Source organism: Vibrio sp. 10N.239.312.D08, assembly GCF_041466145.1.
GTDB classification, from domain to species: domain Bacteria; phylum Pseudomonadota; class Gammaproteobacteria; order Enterobacterales; family Vibrionaceae; genus Vibrio; species Vibrio crassostreae_C.
On sequence record NZ_JBFSSD010000009.1, the window covers coordinates 84224 to 109737 of the forward strand.

At 46.4% G+C, this 25514-nt stretch carries 19 protein-coding genes; 11 read left to right on the plus strand and 8 right to left on the minus strand.

Translation table 11 applies throughout. The annotated features are described in order from the left end of the window. Window positions 1-68 precede the first annotated feature (68 nt). The 4 genes from gspF to gspC are packed head-to-tail and all read right to left on the minus strand — an operon-like array spanning window position 69 to window position 5740. Window positions 69-1289 (minus strand): type II secretion system inner membrane protein GspF, encoded by a 1221-nt coding sequence (gene gspF, locus AB6D58_RS07160; RefSeq protein WP_372156862.1) that lies wholly within the window; start codon window positions 1287-1289, stop codon window positions 69-71. Between the two features lies 1 nt (window position 1290). Next, on the minus strand, window positions 1291-2793 hold the full coding sequence (gene gspE, locus AB6D58_RS07165; protein WP_065585034.1) for a type II secretion system ATPase GspE: 1503 nt from the start codon (window positions 2791-2793) through the stop codon (window positions 1291-1293). Next, on the minus strand, window positions 2793-4817 hold the full coding sequence (gene gspD / locus AB6D58_RS07170) for a type II secretion system secretin GspD (protein ID WP_102394589.1): 2025 nt from the start codon (window positions 4815-4817) through the stop codon (window positions 2793-2795). The genes gspE and gspD overlap by 1 nt, the downstream gene beginning before the upstream one ends. 41 nt (window positions 4818-4858) lie before the next feature. After that, entirely contained in the window at window positions 4859-5740 is an 882-nt protein-coding gene (gene gspC, locus AB6D58_RS07175; RefSeq protein ID WP_017062489.1) for a type II secretion system protein GspC, read from the minus strand. A 331-nt stretch (window positions 5741-6071) separates the two neighbouring features. Here gspC and hslR point away from each other — a divergent pair, with 331 nt between their 5' ends. The 4 genes from hslR to AB6D58_RS07195 all read left to right on the plus strand — a co-directional run bounded on the left by hslR (window position 6072) and on the right by AB6D58_RS07195 (window position 11458). Then, a complete protein-coding gene (gene hslR, locus AB6D58_RS07180; protein ID WP_017062490.1) occupies window positions 6072-6458 on the plus strand; it encodes a ribosome-associated heat shock protein Hsp15 in 387 nt (128 codons plus the stop codon). Between the two features lie 18 nt (window positions 6459-6476). Beyond that, entirely contained in the window at window positions 6477-7370 is an 894-nt protein-coding gene (gene hslO / locus AB6D58_RS07185) for an Hsp33 family molecular chaperone HslO (RefSeq protein WP_017063067.1), read from the plus strand. Between the two features lie 337 nt (window positions 7371-7707). Next, window positions 7708-9333 (plus strand): phosphoenolpyruvate carboxykinase (ATP), encoded by a 1626-nt coding sequence (gene pckA / locus AB6D58_RS07190; RefSeq protein ID WP_136977385.1) that lies wholly within the window; start codon window positions 7708-7710, stop codon window positions 9331-9333. 154 nt (window positions 9334-9487) lie between these two features. Next, the gene (locus tag AB6D58_RS07195) at window positions 9488-11458 is read left to right on the plus strand and encodes an AsmA family protein (RefSeq protein WP_372156864.1); all 1971 of its coding nucleotides are present in this window, start codon (window positions 9488-9490) and stop codon (window positions 11456-11458) included. Window positions 11459-11502: 44 nt separating this feature from the next. On the opposite strand, the gene AB6D58_RS07200 is transcribed toward AB6D58_RS07195, so the two are convergent. Genes AB6D58_RS07200 through AB6D58_RS07210 form a run of 3 tightly spaced genes read right to left on the minus strand, consistent with a single transcriptional unit; the run spans window position 11503 to window position 13802 of the window. After that, complete coding sequence (locus tag AB6D58_RS07200; RefSeq protein ID WP_372156866.1) at window positions 11503-12438, minus strand: YiiD C-terminal domain-containing protein; 936 nt, start codon at window positions 12436-12438, stop codon at window positions 11503-11505. Window positions 12439-12454: 16 nt separating this feature from the next. Next, the gene (gene dtd, locus AB6D58_RS07205) at window positions 12455-12889 is read right to left on the minus strand and encodes a D-aminoacyl-tRNA deacylase (RefSeq protein WP_004735590.1); all 435 of its coding nucleotides are present in this window, start codon (window positions 12887-12889) and stop codon (window positions 12455-12457) included. After that, window positions 12861-13802, minus strand: a complete 942-nt coding sequence (locus AB6D58_RS07210) for a virulence factor BrkB family protein (RefSeq protein ID WP_019826491.1) — start codon at window positions 13800-13802, stop codon at window positions 12861-12863. Before AB6D58_RS07210 ends, dtd begins: the two co-directional genes overlap by 29 nt. Before the next feature lie 42 nt (window positions 13803-13844). Between AB6D58_RS07210 and AB6D58_RS07215 the strand changes: the two genes are divergently transcribed. Together AB6D58_RS07215 and AB6D58_RS07220 are read left to right on the plus strand one after the other, a co-directional pair. Further along, complete coding sequence (locus AB6D58_RS07215) at window positions 13845-14486, plus strand: DUF2959 domain-containing protein (protein WP_372156868.1); 642 nt, start codon at window positions 13845-13847, stop codon at window positions 14484-14486. 20 nt (window positions 14487-14506) lie between these two features. Next, the gene (locus AB6D58_RS07220; RefSeq protein WP_372156870.1) at window positions 14507-15037 is read left to right on the plus strand and encodes an AAA family ATPase; all 531 of its coding nucleotides are present in this window, start codon (window positions 14507-14509) and stop codon (window positions 15035-15037) included. 348 nt (window positions 15038-15385) lie between these two features. Here the strand turns inward: AB6D58_RS07220 and typA are convergent, their stop codons facing one another. Further along, window positions 15386-17221: a translational GTPase TypA gene (gene typA / locus AB6D58_RS07225; RefSeq protein ID WP_017059220.1), complete on the minus strand. Its 1836-nt coding sequence runs from the start codon at window positions 17219-17221 to the stop codon at window positions 15386-15388. A gap of 562 nt (window positions 17222-17783) precedes the next feature. Here typA and glnA point away from each other — a divergent pair. The 5 genes from glnA (at window position 17784) to AB6D58_RS07250 (ending at window position 25440) form a co-directional block, all read left to right on the plus strand. Next, window positions 17784-19193 carry a glutamate--ammonia ligase gene (glnA, locus tag AB6D58_RS07230; RefSeq protein WP_017059221.1) on the plus strand — a complete coding sequence of 470 codons (1410 nt, stop codon included), beginning with the start codon at window positions 17784-17786 and terminating at the stop codon, window positions 19191-19193. Window positions 19194-19409: 216 nt separating this feature from the next. Further along, window positions 19410-19979: a DUF4124 domain-containing protein gene (locus AB6D58_RS07235; protein WP_017059222.1), complete on the plus strand. Its 570-nt coding sequence runs from the start codon at window positions 19410-19412 to the stop codon at window positions 19977-19979. Window positions 19980-20147: 168 nt separating this feature from the next. Next, window positions 20148-21224: a nitrogen regulation protein NR(II) gene (gene glnL / locus AB6D58_RS07240; RefSeq protein ID WP_017079339.1), complete on the plus strand. Its 1077-nt coding sequence runs from the start codon at window positions 20148-20150 to the stop codon at window positions 21222-21224. A gap of 121 nt (window positions 21225-21345) precedes the next feature. Continuing rightward, window positions 21346-22749 carry a nitrogen regulation protein NR(I) gene (glnG, locus tag AB6D58_RS07245; protein WP_017063059.1) on the plus strand — a complete coding sequence of 468 codons (1404 nt, stop codon included), beginning with the start codon at window positions 21346-21348 and terminating at the stop codon, window positions 22747-22749. 108 nt (window positions 22750-22857) lie between these two features. Next, window positions 22858-25440 carry a GGDEF and EAL domain-containing protein gene (locus AB6D58_RS07250; protein WP_017059225.1) on the plus strand — a complete coding sequence of 861 codons (2583 nt, stop codon included), beginning with the start codon at window positions 22858-22860 and terminating at the stop codon, window positions 25438-25440. Window positions 25441-25514 lie beyond the last annotated feature (74 nt).

Sequence of the window (25514 nt, forward strand, 5' to 3'; positions counted from 1 at the left end):
CAGCGAGTTGAAGGTAATAATGTCCTTCTTCTCGTTAATCCAAAAACTAACGTCTTATGAGCAGTTGATTAACCACTCATCAAATTATTCATTTCAAGCATCGGCATCAGAGTCGCCATCACAATGAACAGCACTAAGCCTGCCATCAAAGCGATAAGTGCTGGCGTAAAGATACCTAACGCGATATTCACGGTCGATTCAAAGCTTTGATCCTGGTTATCTGCCGCTCTTGTTAGCATTTGCTCTAACTGACCACTCTGCTCACCACTGGCGATCATATGCAGCATCATTGGAGGGAAGAGTTTGGTTTGATCGAGCGCTTTACGCAGGCTTGCCCCTTCTCTAACACTGTCTGACGCCTGCAGTACTTGTTGCTTCACATGGTGATTCGACATTACATCAACCGCAACCTTCATCCCCTCAAGGATAGGAATCGCACTCGAGGTACAGATAGAGAGTGTTCGTGCAAAACGAGAGGTATTAATTCCTTTCGCGATCTTGCCGATCAGTGGAATGCTTAATAGCTTGCGATCCCAACTCATGCGAACACCCGGCTTTTTCAGAGCGGTCTTAATCAACACAATCACACCGATGATCAACAACAGTAATTGGATGCCCCAATTCTGGATAAATTCACTCGATGCCAATAAAAATTGTGTCGATTGAGGAAGTTCTTGGCCCATTTGGATAATCGGTTCAACGATCTTAGGTACCACGGTTGCCAGCAGGAACGAAACAATCGTCACCGCAAACACCACCAGCACCACAGGGTAGATCATCGCTTGCAGCAACTTAGAGCGCATCTTCTGACGGTTTTCTGCGTAATCAGCCAGTCGCTCCAATACCGCATCTAAGTGACCCGATTTCTCACCAGCCGCGACCATGGCTCTAAACAGTTCATCAAAGATATGTGGGTAATCAGCCAAGCTATCGGCTAGCGAATAACCTTCCGTTACCTTCGAACGAACCGCCAGTAACATGGTTCGAATACGTGGCTTTTCAGATTGCTCCGCCACGGCTTTCAAGCACTCTTCTAGCGGCATGCCTGATTGCACCAAGGTGGAAATTTGGCGAGTAATCAAAGCAAGGTCTGGCGTGCTGATACCACGCTTAAAGCTAGTCGAAGGCTGTGTACCTTTCGCTGTTTTGGCCTTGGCTTCGGTCATCTCAACCGGCATCAAGCCTTGTTCTTTTAAGCGCTGGCGAGCCTGACGAGCGTTATCCGCTTCAATCGAGCCCTTTTTGCTCTTACCCTTGGCATCCAGTGCTTTGTATTCAAATGCCGCCATACTAGACTTCCTTGGTCACGCGCATCACTTCTTCTAAGGACGTTACCCCTTTCAGAACTTTGCTCAAGCCATCATCTCGAATACTTGGTGTTGTGCCACGAATTGCTTTCTCAATCGCCTGTTCGCCAGCCTCACTGTGAATCAGCTCTTGTACCGAATCGTCAATCATCAATAGCTCATGAATACCAGTACGGCCTCGATAGCCTTTGTGACTGCAGCTTTCACACCCTTTGGCATGGTAAAGTGTTAGGCTGTCTTTCTTCTTCAACCCAAACAGTTTTTTCTGTTCTTTATCCGCTTCGTAAGGTTCTTTACAGTCGTTACACAGGGTGCGAACCAAGCGCTGAGCCAAAACACCCAGCAGCGAAGAAGAGATCAAGAAGGGTTCGATGCCCATATCACGCAGACGCGTAATTGCACCGATTGCCGTATTGGTGTGAAGGGTCGACATCACTAAGTGACCGGTCAAAGAGGCTTGAACAGCGATCTCTGCGGTCTCTAAGTCACGTATCTCACCAATCATTACCACATCGGGATCTTGACGAAGAATCGCACGTAAACCACGCGCAAAGGTCATATCAACCTTAGGGTTCACTTGTGTTTGACCAATGCCATCGATATCGAATTCGATCGGGTCTTCAACGGTTAAAATGTTTCGTTCATTGCTGTTGAGTTCTTGCAGGCCTGCGTACAGGGTCGTCGATTTACCTGAACCTGTCGGGCCGGTCACCAAGATAATGCCGTGTGGGCGCTGAATCAGCTTACGGAAGTTTTCATGGTTTTCTGCTGTCATACCTAAACTGTGCAAGTCTAGACGAGTGGCGTTTTTGTCCAACAGACGCATTACCACACGCTCACCGTGCGAAGAAGGCATGGTTGAAACACGAACATCAACCGCTCGGCCACCAATACGCAAAGAAATACGACCATCTTGTGGCACGCGTTTTTCCGCAATATCCAATTTAGCCATAACCTTTACACGTGACACGAGCAGCGGAGCCAGTTTACGGCTTGGCGCTAGAACATCACGCAGCACACCATCAACTCGGAAACGGATACAAAGTGACTTTTCAAAGGTTTCGATGTGTATATCCGAAGCACCCTCTTTGATCGCCTCACCCAGCATCGCATTGATTAACTTGATGATTGGTGCATCATCTTCTGATTCAAGTAAGTCTTCGTCTTGAGGCAGTTCTTCCGCTAGTGAGAAGAAATCATCACTATCAGCACCAATGTCTTCCATGAGCTGACGAGCTTCCGACGAGTCACGCTGATAAGCATCGGTCAGTTTTTTATCAAACTCATCGAGAGTAATCGCTTGTGGCGTGAAACCATTTTTCACAACACGACTCACTTCAATGATCGCCGCCGATTTCAGTGGCTCAACATAATAAAGTATCGGTGCGCGCTCTGGATGTTGATACTCCAACACCATCTTATAGCGATTCGCAAAGCTAAACGGCAAGCGCTGATAAGTACGTGCCGCCCCTACCAATTCAGCCATTATTCTGTTTCCATCTGATCAATGAAGGCTTGAAGTTCAGCCGGGTAATTCATGCTTTCGCCAAATTTAGGCAATACCGGGATGTTATCGTCTGCCATTAATTTCAGCCCTTGCTCAGCCTTGTACAACTGCTCAGCACGGATGAAGTTGTATTTACGCTGAGTGATACCATCGGCTGTCATGCCATCACGAATGATGGTTGGCTTAATGAATACCATTAGGTTCTTTTTCTCAACCTGAGTGCTGGTAGATTTGAACAAGTGACCTAGCAATGGGATATCACCCAAGAATGGCACCTTAGATTCACTTTCCAATGCACGCTCATCAATCAGACCACCAAGCACCAGCATTTGACCGTCTTGAACAATCACTGAGGTATTTAGCTGACGCTTAGCAAAACGCACATCAACCGCACCGTTCGCGCCTAATACGTTCGATACTTCTTGTTCTATTTGCAGCTGAACCGAGTCACCTTCGTTGATTTGTGGCACCACTTTAAGCTTGATACCCACTTCTTTACGATCAACCGTTTGGAATGGATTATCGTTACTTGAACCTGCGGTAGAGCCAGTTAAAACAGGCACCTCTTCGCCCACAATGAACGACGCTTCGCCGTTATCCATCACGGTGATACTTGGAGAAGATAGGATATTTGAATTTGAATCGGTCGCTACTGCACTGATCAAGGCAGTCCAGTCACCCATCACTACGCTCATTGCCGCGCCATTAACGCCAGAAAGAGCAGAAGCTAACGTTGAGTAGTCACCGGATTCTGTGGTCGTTTCATTACGCAAAAAGGCGCCATTATCATCATAGACTGCGGTGGTCGTTTCAGTGTCTTTCGCTTCTTCTAAACCAACCATTACGCCACCGATTGACGCACCTGTGTTGCCATACTGAATCACAGCACCAGTATCAAGGTTACCCCATTGCACACCAAGGTTAATGCCATCACCCTCTGCCATCTCGACAATTAGGGCTTCAATCAATACTTGAGCACGACGAATATCCAACTGTGCGATCACATCTTGAAGCGCATTCATGATGTCCGGTTGTGCGGTAATCACCAACGAGTTGGTATCACTGTGAGCGGAGATCATCACTTGGTTACGTTGCGATGAGCTGCCTTTGGTTGAAGATTGCTTTTCTGATTGCAAGTTGTCCGACACGCCTTTCAGCACATCGACTAAATCTTCTGCTTTGGCGTATTTAAGGTAAATTACTTGGTTGTTGCCCTTGGTTGCCATTTCCACATCAAGCTGTTCAATCAACCTTCTTAAACGGCTACGTACCTTAGGGTCACCTGAGATAAGAATCGCATTAGTACGCTCATCGGCAACCAATTTAGGCTGTAGAAATGCAGGCGTATTCTTCGCATCTGTGGTTTTGCTTAGAGCATCAACAATGCGCACCATTTCTGCCGCTGATGCATTCTTTAGCTCAACGACTTCAATCTCTTTATCACCCGCTTGGTCAACACGCTTGATGATTTCTGCTAAACGGTTCACTACCGCCGCACGACCGGTAATCAAGATGATATTGGCTGGGTCGTAGTGCACAACGTTACCCGCGCCAGCATTGTCGTTTAGTTGACGAAGCAGAGGAGAAAGTTCACGCACCGAGACATTACGAACCGTCACAACACGTGTCACCACGTTGTCGCCTTTGATCGTATCACTGTCTCCAACGACTGGAATTGCCGATGTTTTCGAATCCTTGGCCTTGATGATCTTAAGAACACCCGAGTCCATTTCGACAACCGCGTAGCCATACACTTCCAATACGTTTAGGAAGAAGCTGTAATATTGCTCTTCATTGAGTACGTCGTAGCTGCGTACATCGATTTTTCCGCGCACCGAAGGGTCAACGATGATCGTCTTCTCTAGGTTACGACCAACAATATTAATAAACTCTTGAATATCAGTGCCTTTAAAGCTGGCACTAAAATCACTCGCGATGGCTGCGGGTGTGCAGATTAAGCTTCCTGCCAATAACCATGCACTTTTCTTAAACCAATGCTTCACGTACTTCTCCTACACTTTCGTCCTTCGTTAGACGCAAAGTTTTAAAATTCAATAAACACTTCATGTTGTTGACCATCTCTCTCGACCACCAGATTTAGCTCTGTTAGTTCTGAGATGGAACGGAATATGTTGCCCATAGCAGCAGGGTCTGTCAGGTCTTGTCCATTTAACTGAGTGGCAATATCTCCGTTTTGGAGCCCAACAGAGTTAAAAAGTTCTGAATCTTTGCCAGGGCTCACACGATAACCGATCACTTTATCGTCACGCTTCACCTGAGACAGTCGAACATATTGGAAGATTTGTTGCGGATCTTTCATTATCTTCGCTTTAATTTCATCAAGCTTCTCTTCTGCTGAAGCCGGATTATTACCACGAACCGAAGAAGAGCTACGAGGTGGCGCAGGCGCTGATACAGCCAAACGCTTGTACTCAATACCTTCAAGCATCAAGGTTTCGTCTCGTCCTGAGTTATCAATGATAACGCGGTCGATTAATACCGCTTTTAACTTGGCTCGAGTGCCTTCAATCTCTTCATTAATTCCGTAGGTCGCTTGCGTGCCGCGATTGGCGATCACCGCTAAGCTCAGTTTTGGATTCGAGCTCGCGACTGCACCCACTAAAACGAGGTTTAATCGCGTCTTAGGCGCATCTTGGATAACTTGCTGTTCAACCACAGCGGGCGTGCTTGGGTTGTAAGCACCAAACATGTTGCTCTGCTGCAAAGAAGAGATATCAAGGGTCGATTGAGGTGCTGAAGACGATGAAGCCGTTGCTGTCCAAGGCGCGATAGTTTGCTCAGCAGGTTCGATAAACCATGCAAGCTGCCCTAAGATCCATGCGGAAGCTGCAATCAATACACAACAGGTCGCTAAGCTTAGTTTCTGCTGAAGTACAAATCCATTCTCTAATAAGCGGCTCAACATAGGAGAATTCCCTACGCGATTTTTGAGCTCTAAAAAGTTCACTTTCCTAGTCCCTTTTCATGACGACAAACGCTGCAAATCATTAAACTTTCAGCTTTTTTATTCATTCGTTCGATACCAAGCTTATTTAAGCAATAAGATCCTGAACTATATCATAGCAAATCGATAAATCGGCATAACATGGCTATTTTGTATTATGACTTGAAAAAAATGCCAACCGCCTCCACTTTAAGCTTCTACTTAATGTGATAAGCATCATCAAAAACATGTTGCGCACTGTTCGTTACAGTTAAACCGCATTCATTTCTCACTTAATAAGGCACAGCCCTATATGAAAACTGCTAATGAAGCTGTCAGACTCGATAAATGGTTGTGGGCAGCTCGTTTTTACAAAACCCGGTCTATTGCTCGCAACATGGTCGATGGTGGCAAAGTCCACTATAATGGTCAGCGCAGCAAGCCAAGTAAAATTGTCGAACTTGGGGCTGTGATTACACTGCGCCAAGGTAATGAAGAAAAGACGGTAACGATCGAGAAAATCTCAGCCCATCGTGGTGGAGCCCCGATCGCTCAAACCCTCTATGAAGAAACCACCGAAAGCTTGGCAAAAAGAGAAGAGTTTGCACAACAGCGCAAGCTAAATGCTCATAGCCCAGCACCAGAACGTCGCCCAGATAAAAAGCAACGTCGTGACATCATCAAGTTCAAGACTCAATAAGCTAGAAGGAATAGCCAAATGGCAGACCCAATGTCTACAAGTAATGTTTTAAATCGCTACCTATTTGAAGACCTATCAGTACGTGGTGAATTGGTACAGATGGACGAAGCGTACCAACAGATTATTTCTAGCAAGGAATACCCAGCTCCAGTACAAAAGCTGTTGGGTGAGCTACTGGTTTCAACGACGCTACTAACGGCGACCCTAAAGTTTGAAGGTTCTATCACGATGCAGCTGCAAGGTGACGGCCCAGTATCTCTAGCAGTTATCAATGGCGATCACGATCAGAAGATCCGTGGTGTTGCTCGCTTTGAAGGCGATATCGCAGACGACGCAGGTCTACACGCCCTAATGGGTAAAGGTCATCTAGTGATCACTATCGATCCTAAGAAAGGTGAGCGTTACCAAGGTATCGTTGGTCTTGAAGGTGACACGCTTGCACAAGTGCTTGAAGGCTACTTCGCTAACTCTGAACAGCTTAAGACTCGTCTATGGCTGCGCACTGGCGAGCATGAAGGCAAAGCACACGCTGCAGGTATGTTGCTACAAGTAATGCCTGACGGCACCGGCACTCCAGACGACTTCGAGCACCTAGAGCAACTAACAGACACCGTGAAAAACGAAGAGCTATTCACTCTAGAAGCGAACGAACTGCTTTACCGTTTGTACAACCAAGAGAAAGTACAGCTATTCACACCACAACCGGTTGAGTTCTTCTGTGGCTGTTCACGCGATCGAAGTGCAGCAGCAATCATTACTGTTGCTCAAGAAGAGATCTACGACATCCTAAGCACCGAAGGAAGCGTTGGTCTACACTGCGATTACTGTGGCACAAACTACTCGTTCGACAAGAATGATGTTGATGCACTGTACGCAGAAGCAGCAGATAAAGGCAGCAATACGGTTCATTAATTTACGGCGTACCAAAAACACGTAATTTACCCCAAAAAGGTCAGCCCTCAGCTGGCCTTTTTTGTGATCAAAATAGCGCAAACTCCGTAACATCTCGTAATAAAATCACCGCTTAATTTTAATCAATTAATAATGTTCTCGCCCCTAGCGCAAAGGTTTGCGTACAGGATAGACTAGTTGGGCCAATATGTGACGAGGCGCTTAAAACCCCAAGGTTAATATGGATATTTTTTGAGCTGTATCCCTGTTTCCCCCGAGCCTCGTTGCTAGCATGGTGAGCAGATAACAATAAAAAATTATTACAAAATCCCTACAAAATATCCTACAAGGAGCACCTATGACCGTTATGGAACATACTAAGGCTGCACAAATTGATCTAACTAAGCACGGACTGACTGGCGTTACCGAAGTTCTTCGTAATCCTAGCTACGAGCAGTTATTCGTTGAAGAAACACTGCCGGGTCTAGAAGGCTACGAAAAAGGCGTAGTAACGGAACTAGGCTCCGTTGCGGTTGATACTGGTATCTTTACTGGCCGCTCACCAAAAGATAAGTACATTGTTAAAGATGACACAACACGCGATACCATGTGGTGGTCAGATCAAGGCAAAAATGACAACAAACCGATTACCACTGAAGTATGGGACGAGCTGAAAGAGCTTGTAACAACTCAGCTATCTGGCAAGCGTCTGTTTGTCATCGACGGTTATTGTGGTGCTAACCCAGATACGCGTTTAAGTGTGCGTATTATCACTGAAGTAGCGTGGCAAGCGCACTTCGTTAAGAACATGTTCATTCGTCCAACCGACGAAGAACTAGCAACGTTCGAACCTGATTTCGTGGTAATGAACGGTGCTAAAACAACCAACCCTAACTGGGAGAAACAAGGTCTAAACTCTGAGAACTTTGTCGCTTTCAACCTGACTGAACGTGTTCAGATCATTGGCGGTACCTGGTACGGCGGTGAGATGAAAAAAGGTATGTTCGCAATGATGAACTACCTACTACCTCTACAAGGTATTGCTTCAATGCACTGTAGTGCAAACGTTGGCGAGAAAGGCGATGTAGCCATCTTCTTCGGTCTATCTGGTACAGGTAAAACTACGCTTTCAACCGATCCTAAGCGTGAGCTAATCGGTGATGATGAGCACGGTTGGGATGACGATGGTATCTTCAACTTTGAAGGTGGTTGTTACGCGAAGACAATTCGTCTATCTAAAGAAGCTGAACCTGAAATCTACAACGCAATCCGTCGTGATGCACTACTAGAGAACGTAACGGTTCGTGGCGATGGTTCTATCGATTTTGATGACGGTTCAAAAACTGAGAACACTCGTGTTTCTTACCCGATTCATCACATCGATAACATCGTTAAACCAGTATCAAAAGCCGGTCACGCTCAAAAGGTTATCTTCCTGACTGCTGATGCATTCGGTGTACTGCCACCCGTTTCTAAACTGACTCCAGAGCAAACGAAGTACCACTTCCTATCTGGCTTCACTGCAAAACTAGCGGGCACTGAGCGTGGTATTACTGAGCCAACGCCAACGTTCTCTGCTGCATTTGGTGCGGCATTCTTAACTCTCCACCCAACTCAGTACGCTGAAGTGCTTGTGAAGCGTATGGAAGCAGCTGGCGCTGAAGCTTACCTAGTGAACACAGGTTGGAACGGTACTGGTAAACGTATCTCTATCCAAGATACGCGAGGCATCATCGACGCTATCCTAGATGGCTCAATCGACAACGCTGAAACTAAGGTTATCCCTATGTTTAACCTAGAAGTGCCACTAGCGCTGCACGATGTTGACCCAGCGATCCTTGACCCACGCGATACGTACACTGACCCTCTACAATGGGAAAGCAAAGCGAAAGATCTAGCCGAGCGCTTCATCAACAACTTTGATAAGTACACAGACAACGCTGAAGGTAAGTCACTGGTTGCAGCTGGTCCTCAACTGGACTAATCCAACCATCTGCTCGGGCTTAGCCAAAAGCAAACGCCCAATTTAAAATGATATTTTTGTAGCAAGCCCCTCTTTTGAGGGGCTTTTTTGTTGATGCTTGACCCTTTTTGTTCCACTCTGTTTTAAGACTATTGAAATTTAAGGCTTTCAGGGAATGAAAAAGGTATTCATGGTGTTCGGCATTGTGTTGGCTATCGCCGTTGCAACTATCGCAGCGCTGCTATTAAGCCTGCAGACCCAATACCGTGCGGATGTTGCCAACTTTTTTATCAAACATACGATTGAACAACCTGTATTCATTGAAGATGTTGAGTATCAGGCGCCTTATCACATCACCTTAATGGGCATTACCCAAAGCCAACCAGAAAAGCAAACACCTCTGTATATCGACAAGATCGATCTTTGGTTCAGCCCCAGCTCGATGACAGAGGCCAAACTGGTCTTTGAATCTGTTTTGATCAGCGGCCTACAATTAGAGGCAGACGATCTAAAAACACTGACTTCTTTATTTACCCAACCAAACATCAAGCTCCACCAGCTGGCCATCAACAATCTCGACTTTTCGACGCCAGAGTTTAATGCGCGAGGCATCGACCTACAGATCTCCGCCCCAACGTGGAACAACGATAACTCGCTGCTACCTTATGGAAAAACCCAACTCTCTGCCTCACAACTGTATTGGCAAGGTGAGGCATTCGATAATCTGTTGATTGATCTAGACCTCAAGCCGAGTGACAGCACGCTTTATGGTGCTTCGTTTGACTGGCGTGGCGCCAAGATTTCTGGGCAAGCTGAACAATATCAACAAGATTGGTCGTTGGTGAATGTGACCGTCGATGGCTTACGACTCAATCAGAAACAGACCCAAAACCTACTAAGCAAAGAGTGGGATGTTGCAGGCATTAAGATTAATCACATCAATAGCTTAGTTATTCTGCGTAGCGACGTAGAGTGGCAAGATGGCCACCTCGCTGCCTTTGATGCCTCATTAGAAAATATCCAACTGCCTTTTGAAATCTGGAAACAACAGAAAGCCATTTTTTCTCTACAGGCAGAAGGAGTGACCATTGATGATGACATGTTCATCGAGCCAAGCCTCAAGCTCAACCTAGAAGCAAACCGGATTCTGATTGAGGATTTCTATACTCAATTCCTGCAGGGCACTGTTCAGCTCAATGGCGAAGTCGCCCCTAGCAGCATTCAATTGGCGCAGCTCGACCTGCAAGGCATCAAGTGGATTACCGAAAACCAAGATAGCCCTCTACCGGCCGCTCGCCTATTGCCTTGGCTCACACAGCTCCAGAACGTCGAGATTAACCGACTTAATATAGAACGCAGCCAACTTATCCAACTAGCACAAACGCCTTACTGGCAGGTCTCTGGATTACATGTCGAGGGGCATCAAGTTCAACTGCTGCAAGATAGAAAACTGGGCTTGTGGCAAGGGAAGCTGATGGCGAGCGCCAATGATGCCAGCTACCAAAATATTCTCAGCGCACAGCCTGTGGTTGAGATGAATAGCGAACAAGGAAAATGGACGCTGACTCGTCTGTTTGCACCACTCAGGAATGGCTACATTGAAGCCAATGCAACGCTCGATTTTAACCAAATCAGCAAGCCATGGAGCTTAGATATTTCTGCCGATGGGTTACCCATTGCGCCTATGCTGCAGCGACTTGAATTACCACTCGATGCAACCGGCTATGGCGAGTTTGAACTTCAAGCCGCAGGTTTATATGGCGACTCACTGATGCTCGGTTACTCAACCACAGGGCAACTCACTGGCAGCGTTCGCCAGGGTGTGATGACCTTTAATGACAAGCTTTCTGAAACATCGACTGATAACGTGTTTGAAATTCCAGAGCTTAATGCGCATTTTGACCGTGGGCGCTTCACTCTCGAACCGATGCATATTATTGGTGCATCATCAGCAGAGCAAGGCGAACAAAGGGTTCAAACGCTCAATGGCGAGGCTTCTGGAGAACTCGACTTGCTTAAAGCTGAGCAACACACCCTCTCGATTACCCTATCGGACCCATGCCATCAAATCTCAGGAAAGCTCACCCAAGCTGAGTATTCGGAGATTAACGACTGCCAACAAAAAAACGCCACTCCTCAGGAGTAGCGCTTTCAGTCAATAATTCTATCTATCATCAAGCGAGCGTGAAGTTATTCACTCGCCTTGCTATCCGTCGATAGTATTTTCTTATAATCAGGGATCAGCATATAGGTTCCCGTAAACTCTACCGCTTCCACATCGCCGCTATGAATGGTCACGTGAATGATGATACGTGCCTTTCTTCCTGACGCAAGGCGGTCCAAGTCACCACTGATCCCATCCAATGAAGTAGAAGCAACAGGGTTTTGCTCAACCGGGTGACGATAACGAATATTACTGTCTGCCAGCACGATATCACCGGTCAGCCCGCGTTCTTTCATCAATAGCCAAGTCATACCCCAACCAGTTAAGGTCGCTAAGGTGAAAGCTGAGCCTGCAAACATGGTGTTGTGAGGATTAAGGTTTGGGTTCAACTGAGCACTACATTCAAACTGATAACCCGTGTATTGGTTAATTTTGATACCCATCTTGTCACTGATCGGAATTTGATTTTCCCAGCGCTGTTGTAGCTCATTACACCATTCAGGCTTACGCAGAACGTCTGCCATCGGATCAAGGTGCTTCACCATCTGCTGATGACGAACTGGACCACGCTGGTCATTAATTTCACCACGACGCTCAAATTCGTTTTTCTCATAGAATGAGATCGCATCTTCACGTGCATTACACACTAGACGTTTGGCACCCTCTTGGCGAGCCAGTGACTCTAACGCCACTAAAATCAATGAGCCCATGCCTTTACTTCGACGAGAGTTCTTTACCGCCATATAACGGATCTGACCTTCCAGATCTGGAGTGATGTAAAGGCGGCCAATCGCCATCGGACGGCCACGACCATCGACAATCATGCGATGGTGACTCATGGCATCATATTCATCACGCTCGGAACCTACCGGCATTCGCCAAGGTTCACGCAGCATCTGCCAACGAAAATGGTAATACTTGTTCAGTTGATTTTCGGTGGTTGGTGTTATGAGTTTAAACATGCTTATTCCTTTAAGCCTAAACCTGCAGCCAGAATGTCACTGGGCCATCATTAACCAAAGACACTTTCATGTCGGCTGCGAATCGGCCACGTTCCGTTGGTAACACTGATTCACACTGGTCAGAGAAATAGTTATAAAGACGCTCAGCATCTTCTGGGTGAGCACCACGAGAGAACCCTGCTCGAGTCCCTTTCTTGGTATCGGCCGGCAGAGTGAATTGAGACACCACTAATACCTTACCTTCTACCTGCTTCACGTTGAGGTTCATTTTATCGTCTTCATCTCCAAAGACACGATAAGTGGTCACTCGTTCCATTAAACGTTTAGCTTTGGCTTCATCATCACCTTTTTCTACGCCTAACAGAACCAATAAGCCTTGCTCAATCTCACCAACTACTTCGCCATCAACACGGACGGCAGCTTCACTTACTCTCTGGATCAGTGCTATCACTGTTGTTTCCTTGCTCTGTGATTTTGTCTTTATCCGACGAGTGTACCATTTCTTTCGAGTCACTCCACTGTTCCTGCTCACCCAATGCAGCGGTCACCTCAGCACCCACCAGCACAATCAACCAGCACAAATAAACCCACACAAAAAGAATTGGTATTGCCGCCAATGCGCCATAAATCAACTGGTAAGAAGGGAATTGAGTAATGTAGGCCGCGAAGCCTTTCTTACTGAGTTCGAACAACAGAGCCGCCACTAGAGAACCTGCAGCCGCATGAGAAAAGTGTATCTTTTTGTTGGGAACCAACAGATACAGACCGAAAAACGCAAAGAAAGAGAGAATCAAAGGAAGTTTGCGAATCACGGTATTAAAGGCGCCAGACACCACCTCGTTTTGCAGCAAGCTCAATGATGTCACATAAGAAGTGGCTGCAATGCTCGCCCCAACTAAAATAGGTCCAAGCGTGAGCACCATCCAGTACATAGAGAAAGACAGCACCGCACGACGCTTCTCGTCGACACGCCAGATGTAGTTTAAGTTCTTATCAATATTCGAGATCAGCATCAGCGCTGCAATGAATAAGAACACACTGCCGACTGCCGTCATTTTTCCGGTATTGGCAACGAACTCTAACAAAGCACCGTGTACTGCATCCCCAGACGCGGGAACAAAGTTGGTAATAACGAAGTTTTGAATCACGATACCAACATCTGCAAAGATGGAGAATGACGACAAGATAGAGAGCAGAACCGTCAGCATCGGTACGATCGAGAGCAAGGTAATGTACGCCAAGTAGCCCGCATTCACGTTGACTCTATCGTGCGTCATTCGCGCCAAAAGATAGCGAGAAAACTGAATACTGAGTGTGGCGACCTTTTTTATCTTCAACTTGTAACTCCCTTGTAACTCGTTCATAGTCCTAATTAATATTCCGTTACTTAACTATAGGAAACTAGGATGCCTTATTTAATAGTTATAGTCCTCTCTATTTTTGCTCTTACTGGATGCCAATCAGCTTATTACTCCGCAATGGAGCAAGTGGGTTACCACAAGCGTGACATTATGGTCGATAGAGTGGAAGACGCTAAAGAGTCGCAACAGGATGCTCAGGAAGAGTTTACTAGCGCACTTGAAGCACTCAGCAGCCTGACTAACTTCAGTGGCGGCGACCTTGAAGACATGTACAACCAAATCAACGATAAATACCAAGACAGCGAGAAAGCCGCACAAAATGTCAGTGACCGCATTGCTGCGATTGAAGATGTGTCCGATGCGCTATTTGAAGAGTGGCAGGGTGAGTTAGATCTCTACACCAGTGATTCACTGCGTCGTTCAAGTGAGAAAAAGCTGCGTGAAACCAAATCGTCTTACCAAACCATGCTATCAGCAATGAAAAGAGCTGAGAAGAAAATGGATCCGGTACTCAACACTCTTCGCGACAACACGCTTTATCTCAAGCACAACCTCAATGCGAGTGCCGTTGGTTCATTGCAGGGAGAGTTTATGAGCTTAGAAAAAGACATCGCCTACGCGATAGAACAGATGAATGCGGCGATAGCAGAATCGGATAAGTTCTTAGCTCAACTGAACCAGAAGTAGCGCTACAGAGAAACAACACCATGCAGCCTATCATTATTACTGGCGGTCCCGGAGCCGGAAAAACAACTCTGATTAATGCCTTGGGTGACATGGGTTACCCAACCTTCGCAGAGTCCTCTCGCCAGCTGATCGAAGAACAAAGTCAGATTGAAAACGGTATCTTGCCTTGGTTAGACCTTCCAGGCTTTGCTCGCCTATGTTTAACCGTCATGAGCGAACACAAAGACCAAGCCAGTCAGCATCCTGTTGCCTTTCTCGATCGCGCCATTCCAGATATCTGTGGCTACTTGGCTCAGGCGAAACTAGAGATAAACACAACCTACCGAGAAGCGAGCCAAGGTTATCACCCCCAAGTGTTGTTCTGTCGCCCTGAGGCTTCGATTTATGTTCAAGATGAAGTGCGCCCTTACCCCTTTGAAGAAGCATTAGAGATTCACCACGCGCTGGTCAACGTCTATCAAGAGCTAGGTTATGAGATCGTTGAAGTGCCATTTATGTCGGTAGCTGAGCGAGTTCAATTCGTTGAAAGCCACCTAGGAATCAAAAGCTAGATTCCAGATATCTCGTCCCTCAATTCTGGAATGACGATTCGATGAGTAGATATAAAACACGCTCTTCGTATCACGCATCTCGTCTACTCGCACTAAACAAACCACCGTCATTCCCTACAGCGAGGAACGAGCGTGATAGGGAATCTCTTCCATGCCGTAAAAAGATTCCAGATATCTCGTCCCTCGATTCTGGAATGACGATTCGATGAATAGGTATGGAACACGCTCTTCGTATCCCGCATCTCGTTTACCCGTATCTATCCTAATGCCATATAAAACAAAAGCCCCGAACAGCTAGGCTACTCAGGGCTTTCTTATCTACTTAGCTAGAAGCTAGTCAGCTGGCAATTAAGCCTTAGCTGGACGTGCTGCACGCTTACGTTCGTTTTCCGTAAGAAGCTTCTTACGGATACGAATGCTTACTGGCGTTACTTCTACTAGTTCGTCTTCGTCGATGAACTCAAGAGCTTGCTCTAGAGTGTGACGGATAGGTGGCGAAAGAACCTGTGCTTCATCAGTACCAGATGCACGAACGTTCGTTAGCTGCTTACCTTTCAGACAGTTTACTGTTAGGTCGTTTGAACGGTTGTGAATACCGATGATTTGACCTTCGTATACTTCATCCGCGTGCTCAGCAAATAGACGACCACGTTCTTGTAGGTTGAATAGTGCGTAAGTCAGAGCTTTACCAGTTGCGTTCGAGATTAGAACACCGTTGTTACGTTGACCGATTACGCCGCCTTTGTGAGGACCGTAGTGATCAAATGAGTGGTAAAGAAGACCAGAACCAGACGTTAGAGTTAGGAACTCAGTTTGGAAACCGATAAGACCACGAGAAGGCATCATGAAGTCCATGCGAACACGGCCTTTGCCATCTGGAGACATATCAGTTAGCTCACCTTTACGTAGACCGATGTTTTCCATGATGCCACCTTGGTGCTCTTCAAGCACGTCGATAGTCACAGTTTCAAACGGTTCAGTTAGGTTGCCATCTTCGTCTTTCTTGATGATAACTTCTGGACGAGATACAGCTAGCTCGAAACCTTCACGACGCATGTTTTCGATCAGGATAGATAGGTGAAGTTCACCACGACCTGAAACACGGAAACGATCTGGGTTATCAGTTTCTTCAACACGTAGTGCAACGTTGTGTACTAGTTCTTTCTCTAGACGCTCAAGGATGTTACGTGAAGTAACGAACTTACCTTCTTTACCCGCGAACGGAGAAGTGTTTACTTGGAACGTCATTGTTACTGTTGGTTCATCAACAGAAAGCGGAGTCATTGCTTCAACATTGTTTACGTCACAGATAGTGTCTGAAATTTTCAGCTCACCAAGACCAGTGATTGCAATGATGTCGCCAGCGTTAGCTTGCTCAACTTCGTGACGGTCAAGACCTAGGTAACCAAGAACTGTACCTACTTTACCGTTACGTTTTTTGCCTTCTGCATTGACGATAGTTACTTGTTGGTTTGGTTTAACAGAACCACGAGTAACACGAGCAACACCGATAACACCTACGTAAGAGCTGTAATCAAGTTGCGAAATTTGCATTTGTAGTGGACCGTCAAGGTCAACTGCAGGCGCGTCTACTGTATCAACAACAGCTTGGAACAATGGTTCCATGTTCTCGCCAGTTTCGCCTTCAGTCATTGTTGCCCAGCCGTTTAGAGCTGAAGCGTAAACAACTGTGAAGTCTAGTTGCTCATCAGTAGCACCTAGGTTGTCGAAAAGGTCGAATACTTGATCCATAACCCAATCAGGACGAGCGCCTGGGCGGTCAATCTTGTTGATTACAACGATTGGCTTAAGACCGTGTGCGAATGCTTTTTGCGTTACGAAACGAGTTTGAGGCATTGGGCCATCAACTGCGTCAACGATAAGCAGAACAGAGTCAACCATAGACATGATACGCTCAACTTCACCACCGAAGTCCGCGTGTCCCGGAGTATCTACGATGTTGATGCGGTAATCATTCCAGTTGATTGCTGTGTTCTTAGCAAGAATGGTAATGCCACGCTCTTTTTCGATGTCATTCGAATCCATGACACGCTCTTCAGCTTCACCACGAGACTCAAGAGTGCCTGACTGTTGTAGCAGTTTATCAACCAAAGTCGTTTTACCGTGGTCAACGTGCGCGATGATCGCGATATTTCTTAACTTATCAATCTGTGGAGTAGACATGGATTCTCGATTCACTCATAAAAGTAGCCGTCACTTATCTCAAAAGTTTGGATAATAACCGCTAGCTTGATTTAAAAAACGGTCAATAATATACCAGATTCTAGACAAAAACCCAGAAATATGTGATCTGAACCAAGGCTTTTTTCTTTATTAGCGATTCATATCCGCTTAACTTTGATTCAGTACAGTGTTGAGCAGCCAAATTCGTAGGACTCTAAAAAAGTATCACCTACGAGTGGCGAGCCAAATCTCCCGCAAAATAACAAAAGTGGATTGACAACTTAGGCAATTCATTGCTGAATGGTGCTCGCTTATGTCTCATATTGGTGCACAGACAAACAGCTGCACCAATAAAGTGCAACTAGAGATCATTTTGGTGCAAAAACCAGATTAAGCAAAACCGCAAAACAAGTAAATCATTGAAATTAATGGAATAATTTTTTTGGCACGTTTTTGGCAGTAGATAAATCAGCATCGATTAATGCACTTATAGACATTAATCAATGCTAGTTTCAACCGAATCGAGCTAATACCGAATTAATAACACTGGAGGTTATCCAAGATGTCAGTAGAAAATGTACTATCCCTGATCCAAGAGAACGAAGTTAAATTTATCGACTTACGTTTTACTGATACAAAAGGTAAAGAGCAGCATATCTCTATTCCTTCTCACCAAGTTGATGCAGACTTCTTCGAAGAAGGCAAAATGTTTGACGGCTCTTCAGTAGCTGGTTGGAAAGGCATTAACGAATCTGACATGGTAATGATGCCAGACGCAGCATCTGCTGTACTGGACCCATTCACAGAAGACGCAACACTAAACATCCGTTGTGACATCCTTGAGCCTGCAACAATGCAAGGCTACGACCGTGACCCACGCTCTATCGCTAAACGTTCTGAAGAGTACCTACGTTCTACAGGTATCGCAGACACAGTTCTAGTTGGTCCAGAGCCAGAATTCTTCCTATTTGACGACGTTAAGTTCTCAAACGACATGTCTGGTTCTTTCTTCAAGATCGATGACGTAGAAGCAGCTTGGAACACAGGTTCTGACTTCGAAGGCGGTAACAAAGGTCACCGTCCTGGCGTTAAAGGCGGTTACTTCCCAGTAGCTCCAGTAGATTCATCTCAAGACATCCGTTCAGCAATGTGTCTAGTAATGGAAGAGATGGGCCTAGTTGTTGAAGCTCACCACCATGAAGTAGCAACTGCGGGTCAAAACGAAATCGCTACTCGCTTCAACACGCTAACAGCGAAAGCTGATGAAACTCAAATCTACAAGTACGTTGTACACAACGTTGCTCACGCATTTGGTAAAACAGCGACATTCATGCCTAAGCCACTAGTTGGTGACAACGGTTCTGGTATGCACGTTCACCAATCTCTAGCAAAAGACGGCGTTAACCTGTTTGCTGGTGATAAGTACGGCGGCCTATCTGAAATGGCTCTTTACTACATCGGTGGTGTAATCAAGCACGCTCGTGCAATCAACGCGTTTGCTAACCCATCAACTAACTCGTACAAGCGTCTTGTACCTGGTTTCGAAGCACCTGTAATGCTTGCTTACTCAGCACGTAACCGTTCTGCTTCTATCCGTATCCCAGTAGTACCAAGCCCTAAAGCACGTCGTATCGAGCTACGTTTTGGTGACCCAGCAGCTAACCCATACCTATGCTACTCAGCAATGCTTATGGCTGGCCTTGACGGCATCAAGAACAAGATTCACCCAGGCGAAGCTATGGATAAAGATCTATACGACCTTCCTGCAGAAGAAGCAGCTGAAATCCCAACAGTTGCAGAATCTCTACAAGAAGCTCTAGCAGCGCTTAGCGAAGACCGTGAGTTCCTAACAGCTGGCGGCGTATTCTCTGACGATTTCATCGATTCTTACATCACTCTGAAATCTGACGACGTACAACGCGTGAACATGGCTACACACCCACTTGAGTTTGAACTGTACTACTCAGTTTAATCCTCGATTAATAATCGTGTAGTGACTCTTACTGCAACATGTAAGAAGTGCTAAAAAATATTAGGCTCGCCTCGCAGGTGGGCCTTTTTTTTATTCTCTCGACGCCCCCCTCCTCGTACCATACCTTAGACAAAAGCCCTCAGAGGCTGTCGCGCTAAATACAATAAAACCAACGCCAAACGTGAAATCACCTAGCGGTGAAAAGAGGCTAAAGATATGAAAAACATACTGTTCCTAATCGGGTTAACAGTCGCGCTCTCGTGCTCTGCTCAAACGGTGTATACCTGGATAGATGAAGATGGCGTGCTCCACTTTAGTGATAACCCTAGCGCTCAAGATGCCGAGGCTCTTCGCCTGCCAGATGTGCAAGCTTCAGCACCCGCCCCTAAATTTGAGGCCTCAACTCCGGTTGACGCTGCTGCTTCCTCTACAACTAAAACGGCAACGCCAGCCAAAACTCAGGCAGAAACCGAAACCACAAAGCGCGAGGTTCCTACTCAATTAGCCCTCACCATGTTGACTCCAGTTCATGATCAAACCATTCGTAGTAATCGCGGCTTAATCCCGATTCAGATAGAACTCAACCGAAAGCTTGGTATAGGTGAGCAATTACAATTGATGCTCGATGGCCGTCGATATGGCGCCCCACAGACCCAACCTATTTGGGAATTAAAAGGTATCGATCGAGGTACTCACACCATTGCAATTCAAGCACATAGAAGCGGCAAGCTTATTGCATCTACTAGTCCAGTCACCGTGTATTTACATCGAGCGACGCTCAAGTAGGCCAATGTGTTAAAAGAGGCCAAATAACCTCTACTTTTCACCTAATCGAAGCAGCTTTCAGCGACTCTAATGAATTATCTTTAGCTTCTGGTTGATATGCGCCATACTTGAACTTAGCCACGCACCAATTTGGTGCAGTGAGAAAAACACCAGTTCAAGGACGAAATAGTGAATCGATCAGCCAAAAGCGACAGCATAGATACACATCATCTTTCCAGCGCCATTCTCGACAATATGGTGACTTCGACATTGATGCTCGATGAGCAATTGTATGTCCGATACGCCAATCCGGCCGCTGAGCAGCTCTTTTCACAGAGCGCACGACGCATCGTTGATCATCCACTGAGCCAACTTATCCAACACGCTTCACTTGATTTGGCACTGTTGACGCAACCGCTACAAAGTGGCCAGAGCATTACCGACAGTGACGTTACCTTCGTTGTTGATAACCGCCCACTGATGCTTGAAGTCACGGTTAGCCCAATCTCTTGGCAACGAGAGACGCTGTTATTGGTTGAGATGCGCAAGATAGACCAGCAAAGACGCCTCAGCCAAGAGCTCAACCAACACGCACAACAACAAGCAGCTAAGCTGTTGGTGCGCGGGTTAGCACATGAGATTAAGAACCCACTCGGTGGCTTAAGAGGTGCGGCGCAGTTACTTGGAAAAATGCTTCCTGATCAGTCTCTTAATGAATATACACAGATCATTATTGAGCAAGCCGACCGCCTAAGAGCTTTAGTTGATCGCCTGCTTGGCCCTCAGAAACCGGGGACGAAGTCAGAAGAGAACCTACACCAGATACTTGAGAAAGTCAGACAGCTCGTGGAACTCGAGTCGGGTTCAACGCTCGCCATCGAACGAGATTACGACCCGAGCTTACCGGACATTCTGATGGACTCAGCACAAGTTGAACAAGCGATGCTCAATATCGTGAGTAACGCGGCACAGATTTTAAAGGCCCAAGAATCAGGGAAAATCACCATTCGCACCAGAACGGTGCATCAAGCCAATATTCATGGGCAGCGACACAAACTCGCAGCGCGCATTGAGATCAGCGATAACGGCCCCGGCATCCCCGATGATTTAAAAGACACGCTGTTTTACCCAATGGTCAGCGGACGAGAAGGTGGAACAGGGCTGGGGCTATCGATTTCTCAAAACCTGATCGATCAACACAATGGGAAAATTGATGTTGAAAGCTGGCCAGGCAACACCACATTCACGATTTATCTACCGATTTAGGTCATAAGAACCTCGCTATTGGACAGCGAGATGAAAGGCTTAGCTCGGTAACACAAAGATTAAGACATCATAAAAACAACAATGATTATCACAATAGATTTGGCTGCAAAGGAATTGAATTATGAGTAAGGGATACGTTTGGGTCGTCGATGACGACAGCTCTATCCGCTGGGTAGTAGAGAAAACACTTTCATCTGCGGATATTAAGTGTGAAACATTTGCTGATGCTGAGAGCGTGTTGCTTGCGCTTGAGCGCGAGACACCGGACGTATTGGTGTCTGACATTCGCATGCCCGGCATTGACGGGATTGAGCTGTTGCATCAGGTTCATCAACGCTCTCCCGACCTGCCCGTGATCATTATGACCGCGCACTCAGACCTTGATGCGGCGGTGAATGCTTATCAAAAAGGCGCCTTTGAATATCTTCCAAAGCCGTTCGATATTGATGAAACACTGACTCTAGTCGAACGAGCGATCGCGCACAGCCAAGAGCAGAAACGCGAACAAGCCAGTGAGGTCGCTGAAGACACCAACGCGCCAGAAATCATCGGTGAAGCACCGGCAATGCAGGAGGTTTTCCGAGCGATTGGCCGTTTGTCTCGCTCATCCATATCCGTGCTGATCAATGGTGAATCGGGTACCGGTAAAGAATTGGTCGCTCACGCTCTGCATCGTCACAGCCCAAGAGCTAAGAAGCCCTTCATTGCCTTGAACATGGCAGCAATCCCCAAAGATCTGATCGAGTCTGAACTGTTTGGCCACGAAAAAGGTGCCTTTACCGGTGCTAACAGCGTTCGCCAAGGACGCTTTGAACAAGCCAACGGCGGCACGCTTTTTCTGGATGAGATCGGTGACATGCCACTCGATATCCAAACTCGCTTGTTGCGTGTACTTTCTGATGGTCAGTTCTATCGTGTCGGCGGTCACTCTGCAGTTAAGGTAGACGTTCGTATCGTTGCCGCAACCCACCAAGATCTTGAGCGCTTAGTGCATGAAGGCGACTTCCGTGAAGACCTTTTTCACCGACTCAACGTTATCCGAATCCATATCCCGGCACTTCGTGAACGTAAACAAGACATTGAAAAGCTGACTCATCACTTCCTAGCATCCGCCGCCGAAGAGCTCGGTGTTGAAGTGAAGACACTGCATCCTGAGACCATTTTGAAGCTCAACCAGCTCAATTGGCCTGGTAACGTACGTCAGCTTGAGAATATTTGTCGTTGGTTAACGGTGATGGCTAGCGGCAGCGAGATACTGCCTTCCGATCTACCACCGGAATTGTTGGAAGAAAAAGTCGTGACCACTTCAGGTTCTGGGGATAACTGGCAGCAACTGCTCGCTAATTGGGCAAAGTGTGCGCTTGATTCAGGAGAAAAAGAGCTGCTAACTTATGCTCTGCCAGAATTTGAACGTATACTGCTAGAAGCTGCACTCCACCACACTAATGGTCATAAACAGGATGCAGCTAAGGTTTTGGGATGGGGAAGAAACACCCTAACTCGTAAACTCAAAGAACTGTACTAGACCTTATATGATTCTCGATGCAGCTACTTTTTAACCAAAAAAGTGTCGCTTGGTTTGAATAGTGTCGGTACAATTACAGTACACTATTCACCAAAGTTGTAGCTAAAGATGTCTTTGAAAACACAAATTACTTTGAGAACCGCAGTGGTTCTGCCATTCGTGATGATTTTTCTGTTCACTATGGGTGTAATGGTTTTCACTCAAAAGCTAAGCTACAAAGAGATGGTGAGTGATGTTAGTGCACGCCAGCTGACGTCACTGACTGACAATGTTCATCAAAGCCTGTCTAATTTTTTAGAAAAGCCATTTCACGCCAACCTCTCGCTCAGCCATAACATCGGCTACCACCATCTTTATCAAGCAGGCAATCTTAGTAAGGTCCAAGACTATATTTTTTATACGTTTTCAGACCATTACACTGCTGTACCTCAACTCGATGCGATCGGCTTTGGTTCTGAAGATGGTAACTACGTCGGTTTCCGCAAAGAAGCCAACAAAGGCTACACCTTGATGGTGCAAGACGAACGCACCAATGATCAGCTGGTCATTTACCGTGGCAGCAAAATTAGTGAAGACATTCGATCGGTGATTTCAGGTTACGATCCTAGAATCCGTCCTTGGTACACACCCATTGCGACACAGAAAAAACCGTTATGGTCACCAATTTATGCCAATGCTGACGAACGTCAAGAAATCACCTTATCTGCTCTAGCGCCTATCTATGATGATAATGAATTCAAAGCCGTCGTAGTCAGCGACATCAAAATCAATACCTTCAATGCGTTTCTCAGAAAGCTCAAAGATAGAACGGATGCCTCTGTTTACATCATCGATAAGCAGCAACGCTTGGTCGCGCACTCAGGCGGAGGCAGTGTCGTTTCATGGGGCACAGGACAAACCAACAAAGGGCAACGCAAACTAGCAACAGAGAGTGCTAATCCAGTCATACGTGAGAGTGCTAGCTACGTAGAGCAATTCCACCTAATCGAGAATTTGGGCGAGCAGCGCTTTAGTTTTAGCCTAGACAACGAACGCTACTTCAACCAAATCACCCCATACGAAGATGAGCACGGGCTCACGTGGTTTATTGGGGTGTCGATCCCTGAAAGCAATCTGCTCGGTGAATTGCCAGAAAATCAAAGAAACAGTTGGTTGCTTGGGCTAGCACTGAGCTGCATTGGGGTCATTGCAGGATTAATTGCCTTTAATCGCGCAACCCAACCCATCACCTCGACAGCGGATGCGGCAAAACGCCTTGCTAAGGGCGATTGGGACGCGAGCATGCCAAAAACAGGGCATATATATGAAACCAGCATGTTGGTCGAGTCATTCAATGAAATGACCAACAACTTAAAGGCTTCGTTTCATGCATTACAGTCTCAACTTACCTATGACTCATTAACCAAGCTATACAGCCGTGAAGGCTTTATTGACGCTGCCAAGAAACACCCCGACAACGAAAAAGGCACACTGTATTTGATTGGTATTGATCGCTTCCGAGACATCAATGACAGCCTAGGTCATTACAATGGCGACCAGCTACTTATCATTGCGGCCGCTCGTTTAAGAGGCACACTGCCATCCGAATACCTACTAGCTCGCACTGGTGGTGATGAGTTTGCCATCTACGCGCCAAACGTAACGCAAAGCGATGATGTTCAGCTGCTGACTAACCGCTTACTTCAAACCTTCGCTTCCCCATTTTCAATGGAATCGGAAAGCGTGGTGATTAAGGTATCGATGGGGATAGTGAATGTCTCGAATCTTCACGACATTACACTCCTGCTACGCAGCAGCAGCATTGCATTGAGCAATGCGAAACAAGACAAAACCAGTGTCTGTATTTATAGCCTTGAAATGGGCAAAGCATCGAGACATCGCACCAAGATGTTAGCGCGGATGAACCGAGCGATTGAGCTTCAACAGTTCGAACCGTTTTATCAGCCTATTATTGATCTGGAATCTGGCTCGACCATAGGAGCAGAAGCTTTAGCTCGCTGGATAACGGATGAAGGGGTGATCTCGCCACTCGAGTTCATTCCTCTCGCGGAAGAGAGCGGGCTCATTGACGATATCGGCAAGCAAATTCTACATAAGTCGTGTCGAGATACTGCCATCGCGATTGAATCAGGAAAGTGGAGCAAGGACTTCTCTATTCACGTTAACCTGTCGGTCGTTCAGCTAAGTGAAAGTGGCTTTGTGGAACAAGTAAAAGGCACGTTGCGAGACACAAATCTGCCAGCAAGCAACCTGACACTAGAGATCACCGAATCACGCATCGTCGACAACGACCCGACCATCATCGATAACATGCTGACTCTAAAAGCACTAGGGATATCAATTGCGATTGATGACTTTGGTACCGGCTATTCGTCACTGGCTTACTTACACAAACTGCCATTCGACTGCCTTAAGATCGACCGCAGCTTTGTCAGCAAACTTGATAAAGAGAACCTAGATAGCTCCATCGTCGCGGCCATCGTTAACATCACTAAGGGCTTCAAAGTAAGCTTGGTGGCAGAGGGCGTTGAAACACAGCAACAGGCTGAACTTCTCAAGCAGCTGCAGTGCCCGCTTGCTCAAGGCTTCTTATACAGTCGCCCAGTTCCGTTTGACCAATGGCCTACCGACCTCATCAACTCCAAGCAAAGTGCCAAGGTCAAACAAAATACCACTGAGAGTCTCACCTAAACCAGGCAGAAATCGAATGAGTCAGATACAAAAATGCCAGCATGATGCTGGCATTTTTTATTGTTCTATTCTCT